We start from the raw sequence: 21,797 nt of genomic DNA on the forward strand, positions 1-21,797 counted from the left end.
GCGCGGCATGAACTCCCTCACGCGGCGTCCCGCCCTCCTGCGCTGGCTCTTCATCGCCCCCGCACTCGTCTACATGGCGGCCTTCTTCGGCTACCCGCTGGTGCGCAATCTGCTGATGAGCTTCCAGCACTACACGCCCACCACCTACTTCACCGGCGAGGCCCCCTTCAACGGGCTCGACAACTGGCGTGCGGTGCTCTCCGATCCGCTCTTCACCGACGCGCTGTGGCACACGGCGCTGTTCACGGCCGGGTCGCTGGCCGGCCAGTTCACCATCGGGCTGGCGCTGGCCGTCTTCTTCTCCCGGCGCTTCCGGCTCGCGGGGCCCATCCGGGCCGTACTGCTGCTGCCGTGGCTGGTGCCCATGGTGGTGTCGGCGGTGGTGTGGCGGCGCATCCTCGATCAGGAGCACGGCGTCCTGAACACCGCGCTGCAGGCCGTCGGGCCGGTGGACGGCGGGGTGCCGTGGCTCAGCAGTCCGAGCGTGGCGCTGGTCTCCGCCGTCCTGGTCAACATCTGGATCGGCATCCCCTTCAACATGGTCATCCTCTACGGGGGCCTCCAGGAGATACCGCGCGAGCTGTACGAGGCGGCCGCGCTGGACGGGGCGCGTCCCTGGCGGGCGTTCCGCAGCATCACCCTGCCGATGCTGCGGCCCGTGATCACCGTCGTCCTCGTGCTCGGCTTCATGTCGACGGTGAAGATCCTGGACCTGATCCTGGCGCTCACCGGGGGCGGGCCGGCCGACGCCACCCAGACCCTGGGCACCGTCACCTATCAACTGTCCTTCCTACGGCTCGACTTCGGCCAGGGTGCCGTCGTCGGCACCGTCCTCATCCTGGTCAGCGCGGTCTTCGCCGTGCTGTACCTGCGCGCGAACCGCGCCGACTTCGGCAAGGGGAAGTGATCTCCGATGATCCCGTCATCCGGCCGCCGGCTGCGCGGCGCCTGGAACACCGCCGCCGCGCTGCTGATCCTCGCCGTGCTGCTCTTCCCCGTGTACTGGATGGTGAACACCGCGCTGCAGCCCGCTTCGGGCATCGCGGTCGGCTGGTTCCCGAGCGACCCGGGCCTGGCGAGTTTCCGGCTCGCGCTGGAGAGCCAGGGCCGGTCGATGCTCACCAGCCTGGTCGTCGCGCTCGGTGCCGTCGCCGTCTGTCTGGCGCTGGCGGCACCCGCCGCGTACGGGCTGGCGCAGTCCGCGCTGCGCGGCGGCCGCACCGTCGTCTTCACCACACTCATCACGCAGATGGTGCCGGGCATCGTCATCGCCAACGCCCTGTACAGCGCGTACGCGGAGCTGGGCCTGGTCAACTCCTACCTCGGGCTGATCCTGGCCGATGCCTCGCTGGGGCTGCCGTTCTCCATCGTGCTGCTGCGCGCCTTCATGGTGTCCCTGCCCGCCGAGGTGATCGAAGCGGCCCTGGTCGACGGCGCGAACCGCTTCACCGCCTTCGTCCGCATCGTGCTCCCGATGTCCCGCAACGCGCTCATCACGGCCGGGCTGTTCACGTTCCTCTTCGCCTGGTCGGACTTCATGTTCGCGCTGACCCTCAACACCACCGACGACGTCAAGCCGGTCACCCTCGGCATCTACCAGTTCGTCGGCGCCCATGTCAGCGACTGGGGCGCGGTCATGGCGACGGCCGTGCTGTCCGCGGTGCCCGCGGCGGTCCTGCTGGTCGTCGCCCAGAAGTACATCGCCGCGGGCATCGCCGGCGGCTCCGTCAAGTAGCCACCGCGCGACAGGGAAGGCACCTCATCCGATGAAGTTCACCGACGGCTACTGGCTGATGCGGGACGGCGTCGACGCCTCGTACGCCACCGAGATCACAGACACCCGCGTCACGGACGACCGCTTCACCCTCTACGCCGCCGTACGCCACGTCCGGCACCGCGGCGACACACTCAACGCACCGCTGCTCACCGTGGAGTGCTTCTCGCCCGCCGAGGGGGTGATCGGCGTCCGCGCCACCCATCACGCGGGCACGGCCGACCGGGGCCCGCACTTCGCCCTGCGCACCGGCCCGGACGGCACCCCCGCCGGCAAGGTCCACCGCGACGGCTCGCTGCTCGAACTGACCACCGGAGGGCTGTCGTTGCGGGTCGACACGGCGGCACCGTACCGGCTGGACTTCACCGCCGGCGGCCGTACCCTCACCTCGGTCGCGGCGCGCGGCACGGGCTTCGCGACGACGCCCGACGGCGCGCACCACTCCCTCGCCCAGCTCTCCCTGGACGTCGGCGAGCTGGTGTACGGGCTGGGCGAGCGCTTCACGCCGTTCACCCGCAACGGGCAGCGCGTCGACATCTGGCAGGCGGACGGCGGCACGGCCAGCGAGCAGGCCTACAAGAACGTACCGTTCCACCTCACCAACCGCGGCTACGGCGTCTTCGTCAACCACCCGGGCCATGTCTCCTACGAGGTGGGCTCCGAAGCGGTCGGCCGGGTCCAGTTCAGCGTCGAGGACCAGAGCCTGGAGTTCTACCTCGTCCACGGCCCGTCGCCGAAGGAGATCCTGGACCGCTACACCGCGCTGACCGGCCGCCCGGCGCTGCCGCCCGCCTGGTCGTTCGGCCTGTGGCTGTCCACGTCCTTCACCACCTCCTACGACGAGGCGACCGTCACCCGCTTCGTACGCGGCATGGCCGAGCGCGAGATCCCGCTCGGCGTCTTCCACTTCGACTGCTTCTGGATGCGCGCGTACCAGTGGTGCGACTTCACCTGGGACCCGGAGGTCTTCCCCGACCCGGAGGGCATGCTGCGGCGCCTCAAGGGCGAACACGGCGATGGCGACGGGAACGGGAACAGGGACGACGACGGCAATGGCGACGGGCTGAAGATCTGCGTCTGGATCAATCCCTACATCGCGCAGAAGTCCCCGTTGTTCGAGGAGGCCGCCCGCCTCGGGTACTTGGTGCGCAGACCGGACGGCAGTGTGTGGCAGTGGGACATGTGGCAGGCCGGCATGGGGCTGGTGGACTTCACCCACCCCGGGGCGCGCGAGTGGTACGCGGACAAGCTGCGCGGGCTGCTCGGCCAGGGCGTCGACTGCTTCAAGACCGACTTCGGGGAGCGCGTCCCCACCGACGTGGTGTGGCACGACGGGTCCGACCCGGCCCGGATGCACAACTACTACACCCACCTCTACAACCGCACCGTCTTCGAAACACTCTCCGCCGAGCGGGGCGAGGGCGAGGCCGTGCTCTTCGCGCGCTCCGCGACCGCCGGCGGCCAGCAGTTCCCCGTGCACTGGGGCGGCGACTGCGAGTCCACCTTCGGCGCGATGGCCGAGTCGCTGCGCGGCGGGCTCTCGCTGGGCCTCTCCGGCTTCGGGTTCTGGAGCCACGACATCGGGGGCTTCGAGGGCACGCCGAGCCCGGAGGTCTTCAAGCGCTGGGTGCAGTTCGGACTGCTCTCCTCGCACAGCCGGCTGCACGGCAGTACCTCGTACCGCGTGCCGTGGGACTTCGACGAGGAGGCCGTCGCCGTCACCCGCGACTTCACCCGGCTCAAGCACCGGCTGATGCCGTACCTGTACCGGGCCGCCCAGCAGGCGGCCTCCCACGGCACGCCCGTGATGCGCGCGATGCTCCTGGAGTTCCCCGACGACCCGGCCTGCCACACCCTGGACCGGCAGTACATGCTCGGCGACGACCTCCTGGTGGCGCCGGTACTCAGCGCCGACGGCACCGTGGAGTACTACGTACCGGACGGCGAGTGGACCCACCTGCTCTCCGGCGAACGGGTCCGGGGCCCCGGCTGGCGGCGCGAGCGGTACGGCTTCGACAGCCTGCCCCTGCTGGCACGCCCCGGCTCCGTCCTCCCCTTCGGGAGCGTGCCCGACAGCGCGGTCTACGACTGGCGGCGCGACGTGACCCTGCGGGTGCACCGGCTCCGCGACGGCGACACGGTGACCACGCGCGTCCCGGCTCCGGACGGCACCCCCGAGGCCGTCTTCCGTACCCGCCGGGACGGCTCGGACCTCCGTGTCGAGGCGACCGGGGCCCCGGGCCCCTGGCACGTCCTCCTGACCGGGTCCGGCACCGTCCTGACCGCGGACCCGGGCGTCCGGGAGCTGTCGGCACACCTCGGCGCGGCGGACTGCTGACCCGGTTCCCGGTTCACAAGGGGCCGGTGGTCCCCTTACAGGGCCGGTGGTACGTCGGCCGGGAGCCGGTGCGGTCCGTCAGCCGGCCGTCCGCGCCGGGGCGGGGAGGGTGGCGTGGACCTGGAAGCCCCCGCCGTCCCGGGGACCCGTCGTGAGGTCGCCGCCCGCCAGGCGTACCCGCTCCGCCAAGCCGATCAGGCCGTGGCCGCCACTGGGCAGCAGCGGTTCGGTGCCGTCCGGGGACGCGTCCGCCGGGCGGGCCGCCGGGCCGTTGGTGACGCTCACGCACAGCGTGCTCGCCTCGTAGGCGACACGGATGTCCGTGGGCGCGCCGGGCGCGTGCTTGTGCACGTTCGTCAGCGCTTCCTGCACGACGCGGTAGGCGGCCCGTTCGACCTGCTCGGCGAGCGGCCGGGGCGTGCCCTCGCTCTGCAGGGCTACGGACAGCCCGGCGGCGCGTGAACTGTCGGCCAGCGCGGCGATCCGGTCGACGGCGGCGCCCTCCGCGTCGGCGGGCGCCGCGGCACTGTCCGCGTCCGTCGCAGCGGGCTCGGGGCCGGGGCCGTTCTTGAGGAGGCCCAGCATTTCGCGCAGTTCGGTGAGGGCCTGCCGGCCGGCCGTGCGGATGATCTCCGCGGCCTCGGCCGTCACCTTGGGGTCGTGTGCCACGGTGGCCAGCGCGTTGGCGTGCACCACGATGAGGCTCACCTGGTGCGAGACCACGTCGTGCATCTCACCGGCGATCCGCTGGCGCTCCTCGGCCCGCGCGGCCTCCGCGAGGAGCCGCTGCTCCCGCTCGGCGCGTTCGGCGCGCTCCACCAGTCCGGCCAGCACGGCCCGCCGCTCCCCCATGTACAGGCCGAGGAGCAGCGGCACGAGGACCATCAGGACGAAGTTGACCAGGACTCCGCCGAGGAGCAGCCGCGGATGCGTCCAGGACTCGGCGTTCCTGGGGAGCGCCACCAGCAGTCCCGCCACCGCCGTGATCCAGACCGTACGGCGGCTGTGCGGTCCGCGGTAGGCGCCTTCGGCGTAGAACGCGAAGGGGAGGACGAACGGCGCGAACTGGAGCACCTTCGCGACGAGCGCGACCAGCAGTGCCACTTCGGGAATCCGGCGCCGCGCCAGCAGGGGCAGCGCGCTCACGGCGGCCAGCAGCAGGTTGCCCCACTGTGAAGCCGGACCCATGTACGGGTTGTTGAGGCTGTTCCAGATCGAGAGCCCCAGGACCGCCGCCGTGACCAGCACGTCCGCGGCGGCCGGCGACCGGAGCGGGGACCGGCCGGTGCCGTCCGGCGCCGTCGTCCGGTGCTCCTCCGGTACGACCAGGCGGGAGCGGAGGGAGAGCCGGATGTGCTGACTGCGACTGCTGGTACTCACCCGGCGAGGATAGGCGGCCCGGCCTCCCCTTTGGGGAGCAGGTGACACACCACCCATCGAATGCAAATTACCTTGCATGTATCGTGCGATTCGCAAGCGGGATTGCGTCAGGCGGCGTGCCCGCGACCCTACGGACCGATCCGCGTGAGGAGTGTGGGCCGCCGTGACCATGCATTCGGCGACCTTGGCCATCAACGAGACGATTCGGGCCCGCCGCGCCGCGGGCGAGAAGGTCCTGCACCTCGGCTTCGGCGAGGCCGGGCTGCCGGTGCCCGACGACATCACGGCGGTGCTGTCGGCCGCCGCGGGCCGCAACGGGTACGGCCCCGTGGTCGGCGAGGAGGCGGCGCGCACGGCCGCGGCCGGGTGGTTCACCCGCCGCTCCGCGGCCACCGGGCCCGAGCAGGTGCTGTTCGCGCCCGGCAGCAAGGCCCTGCTCTTCGCGCTGCTCGCCGTACTCCCCGGTGACGTGGTCCTGCCCTGCCCCGCCTGGGTCAGCTACGCGGCGCAGGCCGCACTGGCCGGCAAGCGGGTCGTCGACGTACCGGTGCCGGACGCTGCCGGCGGCGTACCGGATCCAGCGCTGCTGGAGGACGCGCTGGCCGTCGCACGGGCGGACGGCGCGCGGCCCGGCGTACTGATCCTCACCGTGCCGGACAACCCGACCGGTACGGTCGCCCGCGAGGCGGACGTCCGGGCGGTGTGCGAGATCGCCGAACGGCACGGACTCGTGGTCATCTCGGACGAGATCTACGCGGAGGTGCTGCACCCGGCGGGCCCGGACGCGGACTCGGCAGGCCCGGACGCGGGCGGGTCGGCCGATCCTCGGCGCACGGCGGAGCCTCGGCGCGCGCCCAGCGCCGTCCGCCATCTCCCCGAGCGGACGGTCGTCACCAGCGGTCTGAGCAAGTCCATGGCGCTGGGCGGCTGGCGAATCGGGTTCGCGCGGGTGCCGGCGGGCGCCTGGGGGGAGCGGCTGATGCGCGACCTGACCGGCGTGGCCAGCGAGATCTGGTCCAGCCTGGCCGCGCCCATGCAGGCCGCAGCCGCGCACATCCTGGCGGACCCGCCGGAGGTACGGGCACACATCGACGCGGCCCGGCGGCTGCACGGCACCGTCGCACGCGCCGTGCACGCCGAGTTCACCACCGCCGGGGCACACTGCCGGGCGCCCGAGGCGGGGTTCTACCTCTACCCGGACTTCGAGCCGCTGCGGCCGGTGCTCGCCGCACAGGGCATCACCACCGGCGCGGGTCTCGCCGCAGCCCTGCTGGAGGGGCACGGCGTCGGGGTGCTGGCGGGCGAGGCCTTCGGAGACGCGCCCGAGGGGCTGCGGGCCCGGGTGGCGACGAGCCTGCTGTACGGCGAGACGGCCGACGAGCGCCGGTCGGCGCTGCGGTCGCCGGACCCGCTGACCCTGCCGTGGATCGAGGCATCCCTCGCGCACCTCCGGGAGGCGCTCACCGCTCTCACCGCACCGGTCCGGGGCCGCTGACGCAGAACGGCGCGGGGGCGGGGGCCGCACGCGGGACCCGCCCCCGCGCGGGCCAACCTGCTGGGCCGAGTGCAGCAAAACGGGTGTGCCGGACCCTGCGGGCGGAGATCCCACAGCAGCAAAGGGTCGGCAATCCGCAGCGGCGGCGTGGGCGCGGTCAGGGAAGGGCGGCATGTCCGAAACACAGCAAGAGGTCGCGGCACCGGCCGACGACGAACCGAAGCCGCGGTGGACGCACACGGCGAAGGTCCTCGTCAGCAGCCTCTGGTTCCCGGCGCTGTTCTTCTTCGGCTTTCTCTTCTGCTACCTGCTGGCCTTTCACAACCCCACCCCGCACGACATCAAAGTGGCCGTGCCCGCGCCGGCCGCCGGTCAGCTCCAGCAGACGCTCGACCGGGCCGTCCCGGGCGGCTTCGAGGTGCACCCGGTACACGGTGGTGACGCCGCGCTCCGGAGCGCGGTACTGGAACGCCGCACCGCCGGCGCGTACCTCCCGGACCCCGCGCACCCGGCCCTCTACACCGCCAAGGCAGGCGGCTTCGAGATCGAGGCCGTGCTCCAGCAGGTGTTCACGCCGGTCGCCGAGCACGGCGGTGCCTCCCTCAAGCAGATCGAGCTCGCGCCCACCGCGCCCAAGGACGCCATGGGCACCAGCCTCTTCTACCTCTGCCTGGGCCTCACCATCCCGTCGTACATCATGGTGATGATGATGCTGCGGGCCACCGTCCTCAGCCGCTGGAAGAAGGTCGTCACCTTCGTCGTCTCCGGCGCCGTGATGGCCGTGGCCGCCTTCTACATCGCGCTCGCGATGGACTGCATCGTGGACCGGCCGGTCTGCCTGCTGTACATGTTCATGCTGAGCCTCGGAGTCTCGCTGACCTGCTACGGACTGGTGCCGTTCGTCCGGCAGTTCTTCCCCGGGGTGGCCATCGTCGTCTTCGTGCTGCTCTCCATGCCGGCCAGCGGCGGGGCGATCCCGGTCGAGATGGTGCCCGCCTTCTTCCGCTGGCTGCATCCGTACATGCCGCTGGGCAATCTGGTCGACGCGCTGCGCAACGAGATGTACTTCGACGGCGTCGAGCTGTTCCGCCCGTTGCTGGCGCTGAGCCTCTGGATCGTCGCGGGCGTCGTACTCATCTGCATCGGCTACTTCTGGGAGCGGCACCGGGTGCGCGTGGCACGCTCCGGCGGGGACGAGGAGCTGACCCCTTCCGACCTGGAAGAGGCGGTGCAGGACCCGACATTCGAGATGCCCCATCCGATGCCGGTGCGCGCGGCCACCCACTACATCGGGGCGTCCGAACCGATGCTGACCGGACGCATCCGGGATACCGGGGAGCAGCCGCTGCACGGTGTGCTGATCACCGTGACCACCACCGACGGACGGCAGCTGACGCGTACCCGCACCGACGAACACGGCGCGTACAGCATCACCGGGCTGCCCGAGGGCTTCGTCAACATCGTCGCCGGCGGGCCGCGCCGCATCCCGTCGATCAAGCGGGTGTACGTCAGGGACGGCACCGTCGCCCACCAGGACTTCGTGCTGCGGCCGCGGCCGCCGGAGCAGCCGCCGGGATCCGCGGGCGCTTCCACCGCGTCCTGAGCGAGGGCAATCGGGGGCGGTCGATGTGACCGACGTAATGGAAGGTTAAAAACTTCCCTTCGTACGATGCTCCTCGGAATACCCGTGCGTGCGCACGAGTTCGTTCTCCACGTACGACACACGCTCACCGGTGGGCCCGTCAGCGGACCCACCGGCGGTGTGCGTTCGCCACCGCCCGCCCGCCCGCTCCCGTCCCCGGAGGTCCCAGGCAATGTCCCAGACGATGGCTCAACGACGCACAGGCGGAGTCGTCCTCGTCCTCGCCTTCGCCGGCATCGCGGTCGCCGTGATGCAAACGCTGCTCGTACCGGTCATCAAGGACCTGCCCACCCTCCTGGACACCGCACCGTCGAACGCCACCTGGGTCATGACGTCCACGCTGCTCGCCGGCGCCGTCGCAACCCCGATCATGGGCCGGCTCGGCGACCTGTACGGCAAGCGGCGCATGCTGGTCAGCAGCCTCGCGGTCATGGTCGTGGGGTCCCTGATCTGCGGCTTCACCAGCGACCTCCTCGTGATGATCGTCGGCCGCGCGCTCCAGGGCTTCGCCATGGGCGCCATCCCGCTCGGCATCGGCCTCATGCGCGACGAACTCCCCCGTGAGCGGCTCGGTTCGGCCCTCGCCCTGATGAGCTCCTCCATAGGCGTCGGCGGCGGGCTCGCACTGCCGGCCGCCGCCCTGATCGCCCAGCACGCGGACTGGCACGCCCTGTTCTTCGCCGCCGCCGGCCTGGGCGTCCTGTCGATCCTGCTGACGCTGCTGATCGTGCCGGAGAGCGACGTGCGGGCCGAGGGCCACTTCGACGTCGCCGGCGCCCTCGGACTCTCCCTCGGTCTCGTCCTGTTCCTGCTGCCGATCACCAAGGGCAGCGACTGGGGCTGGAGTTCCGGTACGACGCTCGGCCTCTTCGCCGCCGCGCTGGTCGTACTCCTCCTGTGGGGCGTGATGGAGCTGCGCATAAAGGCCCCGCTGGTCGATCTGCGTACCACCGCGCGCCGCGAGGTGCTGCTCACGAACCTCGCCTCGATCATGGTCGGTGTCGCGTTCTACGCGATCTCCCTCGTCCTCCCGCAGCTCCTCCAGCTGCCGACCGCCACCGGCTACGGCCTGGGCCAGACCATGGTGGTCGCGGGGCTGTGCGTGGCACCGCTGGGCCTCACGATGATGTTCACCGCACCCGTCTACGCCCGGCTGTCGGCACGGTACGGCCCGAAGCTCACCCTCATGCTCGGCATGCTGATCATCGCGATCGGTTACGGCGCGGGGCTCGGCCTGATGAGCGCCGCCTGGCAGACCATCGTCATCTCGGTCGTCGTCGGCGCCGGCATCGGCCTCGCGTACTCCTCCCTCCCGGCGCTGATCAACGGCGCCGTCGACCCGTCCGAGACGGGCGCGGCCAACGGCCTCAACACCCTGATGCGTTCGATCGGTACGTCCGTGTCGAGCGCCGTCATCGGCATGGTCCTCGCCAATACCGCGCACCACGTGGGAGGCGCGGCGGTCCCCACCATGCACGGCTTCCGCGTCTCGTTCCTCATCGCCACCGCGGCGGTCGCCCTCGGCCTGCTGCTCGCGGTCTTCCTCCCGCGCAGCAGGCAGATCTCCGCACCGCAGATGCTGGCCAGCAGCGAGGACGAGATCAGCCGGCAGCAGCAGCCCGCCGCGGCGATCCCGGCGCCCCGCACGACCCCGGCGACACAGCCCGCCTCGGCGGTCCAGCCAGTTCCGGCGGCCCAGCCGGTTTCGGCAATCCAGCCGGTTCCGGCGTCCCAGCCGGTTTCGGCGTCCCAGCCGGTTTCGGCGTCCCGGGCGCCCGGCGCCGGATTCCGCGGCCGCGTCCTGGACCCGGCCGGCCTCCCCGTCGCCCGCGCCCGGGTGGCGCTGATCGACCGGCACGGACGCCGGGCCGGCACCGCCCTCACCGGCCACGACGGCCGCTACTCGGTCGCCGTCCCGGACGGCGGCGCGTACGTCCTGGCCGCCATGGTCGCCGGCCACTCCCCGCAGGCCTCGGCGGCCGTACACCACGGCGAGAACCGCCCGGTGGACATCGACCTGGTCGTCTCGTCGGCTGCGGCGGAACGCGGGACGACGGTACAGGGGTAGCAGCCGGTGTGTGGCTCATCCCGGTCGCCGGGCGTCGACACCGCGGGCGTCCGGCGACCGGTTGCTCCCCGCGCCGCCCGATTACTCCCCCGCGCCGCCGGGCGCGGGCTCGACCGCTCCCCGGGGGCACGCCCTGACCAGGCGCAGGCCCGCGTTCTGCAAGGGCGCCAGGTCCGGCGTGCGGCCCTCGGCCAGCGCCACGCGTACCTGGCCCGCGGCCTCGCGGACCGCGGTGGCGGCCTGCTGCACCTCAGCGCCGGCCGACCGCTGCGTCAGCTCACCGGCCGCCTTGTCCAGGGCATCGACCGCCGCGTCCGCCTCCTGGTCGAGAGCGGACACCAGTACGGCGTGTTCCAGGTCGCCAATGGCGTCGGACACCGCGAGTGCGAACTTCGCACACCCCACGGCCCGGTCCTGGCCCTCCGTCGGCTGACACCCCACGAGCAGGGCTGCCGCCAGCACCACCGCCGCGGCGCTCGCCATCCGCTGCATGTCGTCACGTCCCTCCGGTGAACCGTCCCCCGCTTCGGGAAGGCAGGCCGGCGCGCGCCGGGCACGGCCGCATCCTACGAACGGCGACCGCGCACCGGGAGGGCATTTTCCGCGCATCCGATCAGCGCCGGGCAGAGGGCACATCTCCAGCCAATACCCGGCGGCACGTTGCGGTTGCGACTACTTGTGCTACCTCTGCGCGCCGTTGGGGCGTTGGCCTTCGAAGTCCTGCGCGGGCGGCTCGGCGATCCAGTGGCGACCGTCGGTGGTCCAGCCGAGGAACCGGCGGGCCCGGCCCCCGTCCGCCGTACCGTCGGCGGCGAACTTCCCACCGACGGCGACCAGTCGCAGCCCGGCGAGCGCGGGCGCGAGCCGCGCGGCGGCACGGGCAGGAGGCCGGGCCGCCTCCCCGTCCGGCCCGCCGACGCTCCGCCGCTGCTCGTCGGGGGTGCACAGCGACAGATGAAAGACCATCTGCCGCCACGCGTACGCCGCGTCCTTGACGGTGGCCGGCGGACGCGGCTGCCCCGGTACCCGGGCCGTCAGCCGGCACACGGCGGTGAAGCAGCGGAGCGCCAGATCCGGCGGACCGGGTACGGGGCGATGCCTACGCGGTGCACCAATGTGGCCAGATTGTGCGTGGTCAGAATCTGCGCCTGCTCGATGACGGCACCATTGGCCGCCACCGACCACGACCGCCGCCCAGGGGTCTCCGACCCCGCCCGCTCGGCGCACAGCCGCGCGAACCCGGGGGACGCGCGTGCCGCGTACCCGCGCGTCAGTGCCCCGCCCGCCTCGACGGGCCTCCTCGGGCACGGTCACTTCATAACGGCCGCTGTCCAGCAGCGCGTACAGCCCGGCAAGGCCCGACTCGGTGAGGCAGTGGCCGAACAGCGCGCCACGATCCTCCGGCACCCCGGACCGCCGCGCGGCCTCCCGCTCCCGCTCCTCGGCGCGGTGGCGGGCCGCCTCGTCCTCGTGACGCAGTGCGGTGGCAAAAGCCTTGGCCAACTGGCCCCGGGCGTAACCGGAACCGGTGGCGTGCTGCTGCTCAACTGCTTTACCCTCCCCCACCGACCAGGCAGAAGGGGTGCCCGGCAGGGTCCACGAGCACCCGCCACCGCCCCTCACACGGCTGCCGCTCCGGCTTCCCGGCCCCCAGCCCCACCAGCCGCTCCTCGGCCTCGTCCAAATCGTCCACCGCAAAACACAGATGAAGCTGCTGCGGAACGATCTGGTCCGGCCAGGTCGGTGCCCGATACTCACCCACCCGCTGAAACCCGAGGACCAGCCCACTCCCGCCCCCGTCCGCATCGCGGAGTCCCGCGAATTCCGCATTCGACTCCGGATGCGGCGCAAGCCCGGTCGCCTGCTGATAGAACGCCGACAGTGCCAAGGGATCGGGACAGTCGAGCGTGATCGCGGTAAGCCTCATCTGCGGCGGCATGACATGGCACCTCCGGGCCGGTGAACGGACATTCCAGCCCGGCCCGTGCCGCACTCAGCGGAGTGCGGCACGGGCCGGGCGGTGCGAGCGATGAGGCTCAGTATGTGCGATCAGGCGCGGTGGTACCGCTGGTCTTTGTGCGATCAGGCACGGTGGTACTGCTGGGCAACGTGCGGCGTGGCGCCCAGCTCGCGGGCGGCCTGCTGAGCGAAGTACGGCGTACGCAGCAGCTCGCGCCCGAGCAGCACCGCATCCGCCTCCCCGTCCGCGACGATCTTCTCCGCCTGCTGCGCCTCGGTGATCAGCCCGACGGCGCCCACCGGCAGCCCGGCCTCCTTCTTGACGCGCGTGGCGAAGGGCACCTGGTAGTTCGGCACGGCCTCGATCTTCGCGTCCGGCGCGTTACCACCCGTGGAGGTGTCCAGCAGGTCGACGCCGTGCGCCTTGAGGTCGGCAGCGAAGCGGACGGTGTCGTCGGCGGTCCAGCCCTCCCGCTCGTCCTCCGCGTTCTCGCTCAGCCAGTCGGTCGCCGAGATCCGGAAGAAGACGGGCAGGTCCTCGGGCCACACCGCCCGCACCGCGTCCACGACCTCCAGCGCGAACCGCACCCGGTTCTCGTACGACCCGCCGTACTCATCGGTGCGCCGGTTCGTAAAGGGCGACAGGAACTCATTGATCAGGTACCCGTGCGCACCATGGATCTCGGCAACCTGGAACCCGGCCTCCAGCGCAAGCCGCGCCGTCGCCGCGAACCGCTCCACGATCTCCTTGATCTCCGCCACGGACAGCTCCGCCGGCTCGGTCGACTTCCCGTCGAACGCCACCGCACTCGGCGCGACCGGCTGCCACCCATGTCCCTCACCAGGAGCAATCGGCGCACCTCGGTCCACCCACGTCCGCTCGGTGCTCGCCTTGCGCCCGGCATGCGCTATCTGGATACCGGCGACGGCACCCTGCGCCTTGACGAAGTCGGTGATGCGACGGAACGCCGCGACCTGGGTGTCGTTCCACAGCCCCAGGTCGTACGGGCTGATCCGCCCCTCGGGGCTCACAGCGGTCGCCTCGGTGATGATCAGGCCGGTACCGCCCACGGCACGGGCAGCCAGGTGCTGAAAGTGCCAGTCATTCGGCGCACCCTGCTCAGGCCCGTCCGGCGCCGCCGAGTACTGGCACATCGGAGCCATCCACAGGCGATTGGGAATGGTCAGCTGCCGGAGAGTGATCGGCTCGAACAGTGCGCTCACAACGGGCTCCCTGTACATGAACGAGGGCGGAGTCGGCCACGGACAGAGCGAGCCCGAAGCCTTGGATGCGACAGCATCGTAGTACGACACACATCGTAGTACGGCACCCATCAAACTAAAAGAAGTCCACACCGAACTACGACGCTCCTCGTACAACAGGAGCACGCCAGAGAGCATTCCTGACCGCCGGTCGCGTGGCTTACATCACGCGACCGGTAGGACGGCCGGCGGGCAGGCCGCCTTCGGGACGAAGGTCAGCATGTAGATCATTGCGGCGGATCGGCGTGAGTGGACCTCGGAGCCGAGCCAAAGCGGGCACTTCGCAGACACGCAGACACGCGGTACACCGCCCTCCGAGAACGCCCACCGCCGACTCGGACCTCCAGCAACGAGGCCCACGCGCCCGCTCACCTTCTCGCCTCGGTTGCGGCAACAGGTTCGCCCAAGCGACCTGCGCCCGTACTGGCGGCCGGTGCCCGGCGGGGAGGAACTGCCGGAGCTGTGGAAGAAGTCCCACATTTGGGTGTGGCAACCCGAGGCCGAGAAGGGCAGGGGCGCAGTGGTTCCACACATGCCCGGTGAATTGACCTGACCCCACAGGCCCTGCTCAACAGGCACGGGCCGGCTCTAGGCGGTCGACACGGTGCGCCAGATCTGCACCAGACAAAACTGGTCCTGTCCGTGCAGCTCGGCTTCATAGTCGGTGGGCGTGGCCAGCACGTCGGAACACCCCTTCAGAGGAGAGGCGAAAGGCCCCGTGTCCGGATTGAACACCCACTGCCACCGCATCCGGTACGTGCCCGGCGAAGGCAGCACCAGCGGAATCTCCCACATCCCGCCGTCGACGGTCTGCAGCTGGAGCTCGCCCTCGGGAAGGTCCACCTCGACTTCTTCCTGCCCCGCCCACGGGCCGGGCGGCGGCGACGGGGCGGTGGTCCACGACTCCAGGCGTATCGCGACCGTAACCACCTCCGGCGGAGTCTGGAGATACACCAGGCCCGGCCCGGGAAGCAGCCACTTCGTTCTGTCCGCCTCGTCATCGAACGTTTCGGCCGCCATGGTGTTGTCGTGCAGCCCGAGGAGCCGGTAGCTCGCCGATACCTTCGCCTCGCAGGAATCCAGCAACCTAGTCATCAAGCGCCTCACAAACCAGGGAAAGTGCCGCTCAACGGCAGCGCGCCAACGGACTGTAGACGAAAGGAGACGAGCCTGCGGAGACTGACATCGACGCGAACATGCCGATGCCTGGGCGCAACGGTGGATGTCAGGCACTACCGCACAGGAGGCCTGCTGGGGGCTCCTCCCGCCCCGGCGGACGCAAGCGGCCGCCCTGTCAGCCAGACAGTCGCCTTCGTATGCCTTCGTACCCGCGGTGCTGGATTGGGGCGTACTGCTCTACATTCCGTCTCATGTCAGCAACTTGTCCTCGCGAGTGGGGCCCGTGGCGCTTTCTTCGGCCCATGAAGGGCGTCAGCCATGTCTGTGTCGTCCGGCATGTCGACAGCCGAGAGTTCGGGGTGCTGAAGTCTCCCCGGACCAACGGCGGTGAGGTCACCGCGACCACACGGGCGCGCTTCCAGCAGGAGGTGCGCTGGATGCAGCAGCTGACCAGCGAGGCCGTCACAGGCATCGTGCCGGTTCTGGATGCCGATCAGCACGACCCGCCTGAATGGTTCGTGATGCCGCAGGCGCAGACGCTGCGGTCGGCACTCAGCCCGCGTGGCCGGAAAGCGGAGTTGCGGGAAGTGGTGGCGGCGGTTCGTGAAATAGCCGACACACTGGCCCGGCTCCACGAGCGGGGTATCGCGCACCGGGACATCAAACCGGACAACCTCCTCTACGCTCAGCAGCGTCCCCTGGTCGCAGATTTGGGGATTGCGGGCTGGCCCGAGCGGCCGGAACTCACCGCCGTCGGCGCCGCTATGGGGCCGCTGTATTTCCTGGCCCCGGAGATGCGCTCCTTCAACCCCGAGAAGCCCGCCTTCGACGCCGACGTCTGGTCACTGGCCAAAACGCTCTTCGTGCTCGCCAAGGGCCTGGAGTTTCCGCCTGAAGGCACCCACTACGAGCAGGGCAGCCCCTACTCGCTGTGGGCCGAGGGCGCGGAGGCATCGATGGACCTCGCTCCGGTCCTCGAAGCCGCGACCGCTTACGAGCCCGTCCGTCGGCTGACAATGGCGTCCTTCCGCGACGAGCTCTCGGCATGGCTGGAGCTCCACCCCGGCCCCGTCAGCCCGGCCCATCCCGCCTTTCGCCGAGGCTTCCGCGCTATCAGAGCCATCACCGCGGAGGCCCGTCGCCATGAGGACGAGCTGCGGCGCATGCTGCCACCACAGATGCGGCGCCTGGCACGCGCACAGCACGGTCATGCCGACCGTTGGCTGGGGCCCGCCGTGGACGCTCAGAAACCCGAGGACGTGAAACTGCTGGACCTGCACGGCTATCCGGACGACCCCGACTACGACGAGGGGGTGGACGGCATGTGCCTGATGAGCACGCTGCCAGATGAGCAGGGGCGGCGCATCGTACTGGGCGGCTTCCTCATGGGAACCGTCACCACGCTGGCGGCCGAACTCCAGCAGGACGGCGCCCTGCTGGACAGCTGGAGCGAGGACGTCAACATTCTGCTGCCCAGCGCGACTGTCGCCCTGCGCCGTATGACGCAACAGGCACAGGACGCGATCACCGTTCGATGATGCTCGTCGGCACTGCAACCAGCCCCGGCGGCACGGCGGTTCAGCTGGACGGTGAGCCAACTGTGGTGGACGTCTTGGCGTCGTGGGGTTCAGGGGTCGTCGGGGTGGGGCGGGCGCCGGTGTGGGTGGCGCCCATGCCGGCGGTTACTACGAAGGCGACGCCGGCTGCGGGGGCGAGGTCGGGGGTCTGGCCGAGTACCAGCAGGCCGGCGAGGAGTGCGATGGCCGGTTCCAGGCTCATCAGGGTGCCGAAGGCGGAGGTAGTGAGGCGGCGCAGGGCGAGGAACTCGAGGGCGAAGGGCAGTACGGCGCCCAGCGCGGCCAGTACCAGCATGGCTCCGAGCAGCCTCCAAGTGACGTGTTCCAGGTCGGCGGGGGCGGCGACCAGGAGGCCGATGAGGCCGGCGACGGGCATGGAGACGGCCAGCCCGTTGAGGCCGGTCACGGAGTCGCCCACGCGCTGGGTCAGCAGGATGTAGGCCGCCCAGCAGGCCGCGGCTGCCAGTGCGAAGCCCGCGCCGGCCGCGTCGATGCCGCCGCGCCAGGGTTCGGTCAGTGCGACGACACCGATGGCGGCCATGACCGTCCAGCGCTTACGACCGCGGCCCGGGCCGTAGAGGGATACGGCCAGCGGGCCGAGGAATTCCAGCGCGCTGGCCGTGCCGAGCGGCAACCGGGTCACGGCGAGCATGAAGAACACCATCATGCCCGCGCTGACCGCACCCAGCAGGGTGCACGCCAACAGGTCGCGGCCGGCGAAGTCGCGCGGGCGGGGCCGTATCAGGGCCAGCAGGAGCAGACCGGCCCACGCCAGACGGAGCCCTGTCGCGCCCAGGGCTCCGAGCTGATCGACCAGCGGAACCGACAGCGCCAGGCCGAGCTGGATGGTGGACATGGAGGCAACGGCCATCAGGGCCCCGGTCGCGGACGTGGGCAGGCTCGGACCTGTGCGGTGTTTCAGCAAGCTCATGGATCTGAGTAGACGGTGTGCGGACCGTTCGCGTCCACGTGCTGATCATCAACAATTCGTTCGTGGATCGTGGACAATGGTGGAATGGAGACGCGACGACTGCGGATGCTGGTGGAGCTGTCCCGTCTGGGGTCCATGCGTGCGGTGGCCGACACGCTGGCCACGACCACCTCGACGGTCTCGCAGCAGATCGCCGCCCTGGCGGACGAAATGGGCACCGCGTTGACCGAACCGCACGGGCGCCTGGTGCGGCTGACGCCCGCGGGCCGCCGACTGGCCGAGCACGCGGTGACGATCCTCTCCGCCGTCGAGACGGCGCGCCACGACCTCGCCCCGGGAGGCGAGCCCAACGGCACCCTGCGCGTCGCAGGATTCGCCACCGCCATCCGCGCCCACCTGCTGCCCATCGTCACCGCCCTGACCGCGAGTCACCCCCGCCTCCGTGTCCTGATCCGCGAGCACGAACCTGCCGAAGCACTGCAGCTCCTGGCCGAAGACGCCACCGATCTGGCTCTGACGTACGACTACAACCTGGCGCCCGCGGCCGAGGACCCCGTGGTGAACACCACTGCCCTGTGGGCCGCCAGCTGGGGTCTGGGCGTCCCCGCGCAGGCCGGCATCCAGAAGGGAACAACGCTGGAGGTCTTCGCCCAACTCGCCGGGCAGGACTGGATCGTCAACTCGCGCAACACCGCGGACGAGACCGTCATCCGTACGCTTGCCTCCATGGCGGGCTTCACCCCGCGCATCACCCACCAGGCCGACAGCCTCGACCTCGTGCAGGGGATGATCACGGCTGGGCTCGGCGTCGGTCTGCTCCCCCTGGGTACCATCACGCTTCCGGCTGTGCGGTTTCTCCCGCTCACCGCCCCCGACGTAGAACAGCGCGCGTACGCCGTCGCCCGCCACGGTCGCCTGGACTGGCCACCGCTCGCCCTGGTCACCGACCTCCTCGTCAGCCGGTCCGAGAAGTCCGGCCAGTCCGAGCGGTCCGGGACCCGGTAACTCCCCGCCCGGCCTCCCACCCGCCCGGACATCGAAGAGCCCCGTCAGATGCCGTGATCAGCAGGATCAGCCTGTGCAGGAGGCGGCTCGGCGTCCTCGCTGCCGAGGTCGTACTTGAAAGGTACTCGCTCCGGCGCTGAGCAGGCGGAGCCGCTGACCGGCTGCGGCGTGCGGGGGTGGGCCTGACGCGCGACAGCGACGGGTCGGTACGCCACTTCTACTCGGCCCACCCGAGGATGTCCGACGACATCGACGAGCGGGGCATCGACCTGCTCGCCCCGGAACGGCTGCTGTACATCCTGAAGCGGGCCGACCACCGGGGTCTCGTCCCCGTCCTTCAGGTCGCCGTCCAGCACCTGGCCGAGCCGGCGGCCGAGAGGGCCGCGCGCACCGCGCTCCACGAGCGGCTGGTGGAGCCCCTGCACCGGCGCTTCGCGGCGGAGGGGCTGGAGCGGCCCCGGCTGCGGGCCGAGATGATCGTCGCGGCGATCTTCGGGGTCGCGCTGGGCCGGGGTTCCGGGGCGTTCGACGAACTGGGCGAGGTGGCACCGGACGACCTGGGCGCGTTGCTGCTCGACACCCTGGCCGCCGGGGCCTGACGTACGGGCTCAGGCCAGCTCGAACCCGTGGTAGTGCGCCACCGCCACGCCGTCACCGATCTGCCGGTACGTTCCGACGCCGCCGATGAACGGCATGAACACCCGTTGCTTTCCGGGGATGTTGGCGCCCATGTACCACGAGGCGGCCTGCGGCATCAGCGTGAGGTCCGCGAGGTCGTTGGTGGTGTTCACCCAGTTGTCCTCGGCCTCGGGCGCCGCCTCCATGCGGTGCAGTCCGTGCTCGCGGAGGTACTCCAGCGCGCGGGTGATCCAGTCGACGTGGTACTCGATCGAGGTCATCATGTTGGACAGCACCGACGGGCTCTGCGGGCCGGTGACCATGAAGAGGTTCGGGAAGCCGGCCGACATCAGCCCCAGGTACGTACGCGGGCCGTGTGCCCACTTCTCGCGCAGGGTGCGGCCCTCACCGCGTATCTCCATGGCGTTCAGCGCGCCGGTCATCGCGTCGAAACCGGTGGCGAGGACGATCACGTCGCAGTCGTACGCGCGCTCGTGGTCCGCTCCGCCCGTGACGATCCCGCGTGCGGTGATGCGGCGGACCGGCTGTTCGTTGAGGTCGACGAGCGACACATGGTCCTCGTTGTAGACCTCGAAGTAGCCGGTGTCGACGCACATCCGCTTGCTGGCGATCGGGTAGGTACGCGGCGACAGCTTCTCGGCCAGCTCCGGGTCCCGGACCTTCGCGCGGATGCGGCCGCGCACGTACTCGGCGGCGATCTCGTTGGCCCGCGCGTCCCTGAGGACGTCCTTGAAGGCGCTGGAGAAGCACAGGCCGCCGTCGGCCCACCGGGTGTCGAACTCGCGCCGGATCTCCTCGGCGCCGGTCTCGGTCAGGGTGCGTGTGCTCTCCGGGCACCGGAATCCGGTGCGCGACATCCGGCTGTACTCCCGGATCTCGGGGTAGTGCTTCCGGGCTTCGGCCAGCCGCTCCCCGTTGGGCCCGTTGTGGGCCGGCACGGCGAAGCTCGGCGTGCGCTGGAAGACGGTGAGTTCCGCGACGACGGGCGCGATCGCGGTGATCGTCTGGAGTCCGGAGGAACCGGTGCCGATGACGGCGACCCGCTTCCCGGCCAGGTCGACGCCGTCGTGCGGCCAGCCGGACGTCCAGTACACCTCGCCCGCGAAGTCCTCCAACCCTTCGAAGGCGGGCCGGGACGGGACCGAGAGGCACCCGGTCGCCGCGATCACGTACCGCGCGGTCCGGGACGTCCCGTCGTCGGTCGTCACCGTCCACCGGTACGCGTCCTCGTCCCAGTCCAGTTGCTCGACCCGGGTGCCGAAGGTGATGTCCTCGCGCAGGCCGTAGCGGTCCGCGACGTGCCGCGCGTAGGACAGCAGCTCCGGCTGGGCGGCGTAGCGCTCGCTCCAGTCCCACTCCTGCTGGAGCTCCGGGTCGAAGGAGTAGGAGTACTCGACCGACTCGATGTCACAGCGCGCCCCCGGATAGCGGTTCCAGTACCAGGTGCCGCCGACGTCGTCGCCCGCCTCGATGATCCGTGCTGTGCAACCAAGTTGGCGCAGCCTGTGCAGCTGGTAGAGGCCCGCGAAGCCGGCGCCGATGACGATGACGTCGAGATCGGGGGCCGAGCTCTGCGGGGCACCGGATATGCGGTCAGACATGGCTGGTCACGCTCCCCTGGGCGGACGAGGCGACGAAGCGGTTGATGTGGTCGGCGACGACGTTCATGCCCGCTTCCTGGCCGGGGAGGATGCCGGCCATCTGGAAGTACGCGTGCATCTGGCCCTCGGCCTCGGCGAGCGTGACCGGCACCCCCGCCTCCTCCAACGCCCTTGCGTACGCGACGCCTTCGTCGTGCAGGGGGTCGTACTGGGCGACGTACACCAGCGCCGGTGGCAGTCCCGCGTGGCTCGTGGCGCGGAGCGGGGACGCGTCCGGGTGGGTGCGGGCCGCCTCGTCCGCGAGGTAGTGCCCCCAGAACCACCGCATGGTGTCCCGGCTGAGCAGCAGCTGGTTCTCGGGCGCCAGGTAGGAGGCGGTGTCCGGGTCGCAGTCGGTCACGGGGTAGACCAGGACCTGGTAATCGATCCTCGGCCCTGCCTTGTCGCGCGCCCACAGCGTCATCACCGCGCTGATGTTCCCGCCCGCGCTGTCCCCCGCGACGATCAGTGGTACGCCCTCGGGCGCCAGCTCGGCGGCGTGTGCTGCCACCCATCGCAGTGCGGTCCAGCTGTCCTCGACGGCGGTCGGGAACGGGTGCTCGGGGGCCTTGCGGTAGTTGACGAGCACCACGGCCGACTGTGTCGCGTTCGCCAGCCGGCGGCCCACGTGGTCGTACTGCAGGTCGATGTCGCCGAGGACCCAGCCGCCGCCGTGGTAGTAGACGATGACCGCCCGCGGCACGCCCTCGGGTTGGAGTACGCGGACCCGGAACCGGCCTCCCCTGCCGTCGAGCCGGAGGTTCCGTACGGCGCCGACCTCCGGGCCCCGCCCGCTCAGCCCGGCCAGGACCGGCCCGCTCATCCGGGCGATCGCCGGTGTCGACTCGTGGATCGCCGGGCCGTCGGCCTCGGCGAGTCGGTCCAGAAATGCCTGGGATACGGGTTCCAGCGGCATGGCACCAGCTCCTCTCATCGGCGCGCCTTCGCGTCGTCCGCGCGGTCACGA

Annotated in this window: 17 protein-coding genes and 1 pseudogene; 9 read left to right on the forward strand and 9 right to left on the reverse strand. The window is 70.9% G+C overall.

What is annotated here, in order from left to right; translation table 11 throughout:
* The first annotated feature begins 7 nt into the window (after positions 1 to 7).
* The 3 genes from ACIGQF_RS01340 to yicI are packed head-to-tail and all read left to right on the forward strand — an operon-like array spanning position 8 to position 4,112.
* Entirely contained in the window at positions 8 to 907 is a 900-nt protein-coding gene (locus tag ACIGQF_RS01340) for a carbohydrate ABC transporter permease (RefSeq protein ID WP_399703886.1), read from the forward strand.
* Positions 908 to 913: 6 nt separating this feature from the next.
* Complete coding sequence (locus tag ACIGQF_RS01345) at positions 914 to 1,735, forward strand: carbohydrate ABC transporter permease (RefSeq protein ID WP_399703889.1); 822 nt, start codon at positions 914 to 916, stop codon at positions 1,733 to 1,735.
* A gap of 31 nt (positions 1,736 to 1,766) precedes the next feature.
* A complete protein-coding gene (gene yicI / locus ACIGQF_RS01350) occupies positions 1,767 to 4,112 on the forward strand; it encodes an alpha-xylosidase (protein WP_399703892.1) in 2,346 nt (781 codons plus the stop codon).
* Positions 4,113 to 4,190: 78 nt separating this feature from the next.
* Here yicI and ACIGQF_RS01355 read toward each other — a convergent pair whose 3' ends face one another.
* On the reverse strand, positions 4,191 to 5,492 hold the full coding sequence (locus tag ACIGQF_RS01355) for a sensor histidine kinase (protein WP_399703895.1): 1,302 nt from the start codon (positions 5,490 to 5,492) through the stop codon (positions 4,191 to 4,193).
* Positions 5,493 to 5,655: 163 nt separating this feature from the next.
* On the opposite strand from ACIGQF_RS01355, the gene ACIGQF_RS01360 reads away from it, so the two are divergent.
* From ACIGQF_RS01360 to ACIGQF_RS01370, 3 genes are all read left to right on the forward strand, one after another.
* Positions 5,656 to 6,987: a pyridoxal phosphate-dependent aminotransferase gene (locus ACIGQF_RS01360; RefSeq protein ID WP_399703898.1), complete on the forward strand. Its 1,332-nt coding sequence runs from the start codon at positions 5,656 to 5,658 to the stop codon at positions 6,985 to 6,987.
* 172 nt (positions 6,988 to 7,159) lie between these two features.
* Positions 7,160 to 8,590, forward strand: a complete 1,431-nt coding sequence (locus tag ACIGQF_RS01365) for a carboxypeptidase regulatory-like domain-containing protein (protein WP_399703901.1) — start codon at positions 7,160 to 7,162, stop codon at positions 8,588 to 8,590.
* A gap of 211 nt (positions 8,591 to 8,801) precedes the next feature.
* Positions 8,802 to 10,697 carry an MFS transporter gene (locus tag ACIGQF_RS01370; protein WP_399703903.1) on the forward strand — a complete coding sequence of 632 codons (1,896 nt, stop codon included), beginning with the start codon at positions 8,802 to 8,804 and terminating at the stop codon, positions 10,695 to 10,697.
* Positions 10,698 to 10,778: 81 nt separating this feature from the next.
* Here ACIGQF_RS01370 and ACIGQF_RS01375 read toward each other — a convergent pair whose 3' ends face one another.
* The 5 genes and pseudogenes from ACIGQF_RS01375 to ACIGQF_RS01395 form a co-directional block, all read right to left on the reverse strand.
* Positions 10,779 to 11,189, reverse strand: coding sequence for a hypothetical protein (locus ACIGQF_RS01375; RefSeq protein ID WP_399703906.1), 411 nt, complete (start codon positions 11,187 to 11,189; stop codon positions 10,779 to 10,781).
* Between the two features lie 189 nt (positions 11,190 to 11,378).
* Positions 11,379 to 11,986 (reverse strand): annotated as a pseudogene (locus ACIGQF_RS01380) (hypothetical protein); the annotation flags it as partial.
* Between the two features lie 263 nt (positions 11,987 to 12,249).
* Positions 12,250 to 12,636 carry a VOC family protein gene (locus ACIGQF_RS01385; RefSeq protein WP_399703908.1) on the reverse strand — a complete coding sequence of 129 codons (387 nt, stop codon included), beginning with the start codon at positions 12,634 to 12,636 and terminating at the stop codon, positions 12,250 to 12,252.
* 143 nt (positions 12,637 to 12,779) lie between these two features.
* Complete coding sequence (locus ACIGQF_RS01390; RefSeq protein ID WP_399703911.1) at positions 12,780 to 13,880, reverse strand: NADH:flavin oxidoreductase/NADH oxidase; 1,101 nt, start codon at positions 13,878 to 13,880, stop codon at positions 12,780 to 12,782.
* A gap of 627 nt (positions 13,881 to 14,507) precedes the next feature.
* A complete protein-coding gene (locus ACIGQF_RS01395) occupies positions 14,508 to 15,014 on the reverse strand; it encodes a hypothetical protein (RefSeq protein WP_399703914.1) in 507 nt (168 codons plus the stop codon).
* A gap of 326 nt (positions 15,015 to 15,340) precedes the next feature.
* Between ACIGQF_RS01395 and ACIGQF_RS01400 the strand changes: the two genes are divergently transcribed.
* Positions 15,341 to 16,576, forward strand: coding sequence for a protein kinase (locus ACIGQF_RS01400; protein WP_399703917.1), 1,236 nt, complete (start codon positions 15,341 to 15,343; stop codon positions 16,574 to 16,576).
* A gap of 40 nt (positions 16,577 to 16,616) precedes the next feature.
* On the opposite strand, the gene ACIGQF_RS01405 is transcribed toward ACIGQF_RS01400, so the two are convergent.
* Positions 16,617 to 17,546, reverse strand: a complete 930-nt coding sequence (locus tag ACIGQF_RS01405; protein ID WP_399703920.1) for an EamA family transporter — start codon at positions 17,544 to 17,546, stop codon at positions 16,617 to 16,619.
* A gap of 84 nt (positions 17,547 to 17,630) precedes the next feature.
* Here ACIGQF_RS01405 and ACIGQF_RS01410 point away from each other — a divergent pair, with 84 nt between their 5' ends.
* Together ACIGQF_RS01410 and ACIGQF_RS01415 are read left to right on the forward strand one after the other, a co-directional pair.
* Complete coding sequence (locus ACIGQF_RS01410) at positions 17,631 to 18,551, forward strand: LysR family transcriptional regulator (RefSeq protein ID WP_399703922.1); 921 nt, start codon at positions 17,631 to 17,633, stop codon at positions 18,549 to 18,551.
* Between the two features lie 176 nt (positions 18,552 to 18,727).
* Positions 18,728 to 19,150 (forward strand): hypothetical protein, encoded by a 423-nt coding sequence (locus tag ACIGQF_RS01415; RefSeq protein ID WP_399703925.1) that lies wholly within the window; start codon positions 18,728 to 18,730, stop codon positions 19,148 to 19,150.
* 9 nt (positions 19,151 to 19,159) lie between these two features.
* On the opposite strand, the gene ACIGQF_RS01420 is transcribed toward ACIGQF_RS01415, so the two are convergent.
* Positions 19,160 to 20,791: a flavin-containing monooxygenase gene (locus ACIGQF_RS01420; protein WP_399703928.1), complete on the reverse strand. Its 1,632-nt coding sequence runs from the start codon at positions 20,789 to 20,791 to the stop codon at positions 19,160 to 19,162.
* Positions 20,784 to 21,746 (reverse strand): alpha/beta hydrolase, encoded by a 963-nt coding sequence (locus tag ACIGQF_RS01425; RefSeq protein ID WP_399703931.1) that lies wholly within the window; start codon positions 21,744 to 21,746, stop codon positions 20,784 to 20,786. The genes ACIGQF_RS01420 and ACIGQF_RS01425 overlap by 8 nt, the downstream gene beginning before the upstream one ends.
* Between the last annotated feature and the right edge of the window lie 51 nt (positions 21,747 to 21,797).

The sequence above is a fragment of the Streptomyces sp. NPDC053560 genome, assembly GCF_044544605.1.
Lineage (GTDB): Bacteria > Actinomycetota > Actinomycetes > Streptomycetales > Streptomycetaceae > Streptomyces.

Excerpts from the sequence above, each read along its gene's own strand:
- ACIGQF_RS01340 (WP_399703886.1), top strand. The coding sequence starts at position 8 with ATGAACTCCCTCACGCGGCGTCCCGCCCTCCTGCGCTGGCTCTTCATC.
- ACIGQF_RS01345 (WP_399703889.1), top strand. The coding sequence starts at position 914 with ATGATCCCGTCATCCGGCCGCCGGCTGCGCGGCGCCTGGAACACCGCC.
- yicI (WP_399703892.1), top strand. The coding sequence starts at position 1,767 with ATGAAGTTCACCGACGGCTACTGGCTGATGCGGGACGGCGTCGACGCC.
- ACIGQF_RS01365 (WP_399703901.1), top strand. The coding sequence starts at position 7,160 with ATGTCCGAAACACAGCAAGAGGTCGCGGCACCGGCCGACGACGAACCG.
- ACIGQF_RS01370 (WP_399703903.1), top strand. The coding sequence starts at position 8,802 with ATGTCCCAGACGATGGCTCAACGACGCACAGGCGGAGTCGTCCTCGTC.
- ACIGQF_RS01375 (WP_399703906.1), bottom strand. The coding sequence starts at position 11,189 with ATGCAGCGGATGGCGAGCGCCGCGGCGGTGGTGCTGGCGGCAGCCCTG.
- ACIGQF_RS01385 (WP_399703908.1), bottom strand. The coding sequence starts at position 12,636 with ATGCCGCCGCAGATGAGGCTTACCGCGATCACGCTCGACTGTCCCGAT.
- ACIGQF_RS01395 (WP_399703914.1), bottom strand. The coding sequence starts at position 15,014 with ATGACTAGGTTGCTGGATTCCTGCGAGGCGAAGGTATCGGCGAGCTAC.
- ACIGQF_RS01400 (WP_399703917.1), top strand. The coding sequence starts at position 15,341 with ATGAAGGGCGTCAGCCATGTCTGTGTCGTCCGGCATGTCGACAGCCGA.
- ACIGQF_RS01405 (WP_399703920.1), bottom strand. The coding sequence starts at position 17,546 with ATGAGCTTGCTGAAACACCGCACAGGTCCGAGCCTGCCCACGTCCGCG.
- ACIGQF_RS01410 (WP_399703922.1), top strand. The coding sequence starts at position 17,631 with ATGGAGACGCGACGACTGCGGATGCTGGTGGAGCTGTCCCGTCTGGGG.
- ACIGQF_RS01420 (WP_399703928.1), bottom strand. The coding sequence starts at position 20,791 with ATGTCTGACCGCATATCCGGTGCCCCGCAGAGCTCGGCCCCCGATCTC.
- ACIGQF_RS01425 (WP_399703931.1), bottom strand. The coding sequence starts at position 21,746 with ATGCCGCTGGAACCCGTATCCCAGGCATTTCTGGACCGACTCGCCGAG.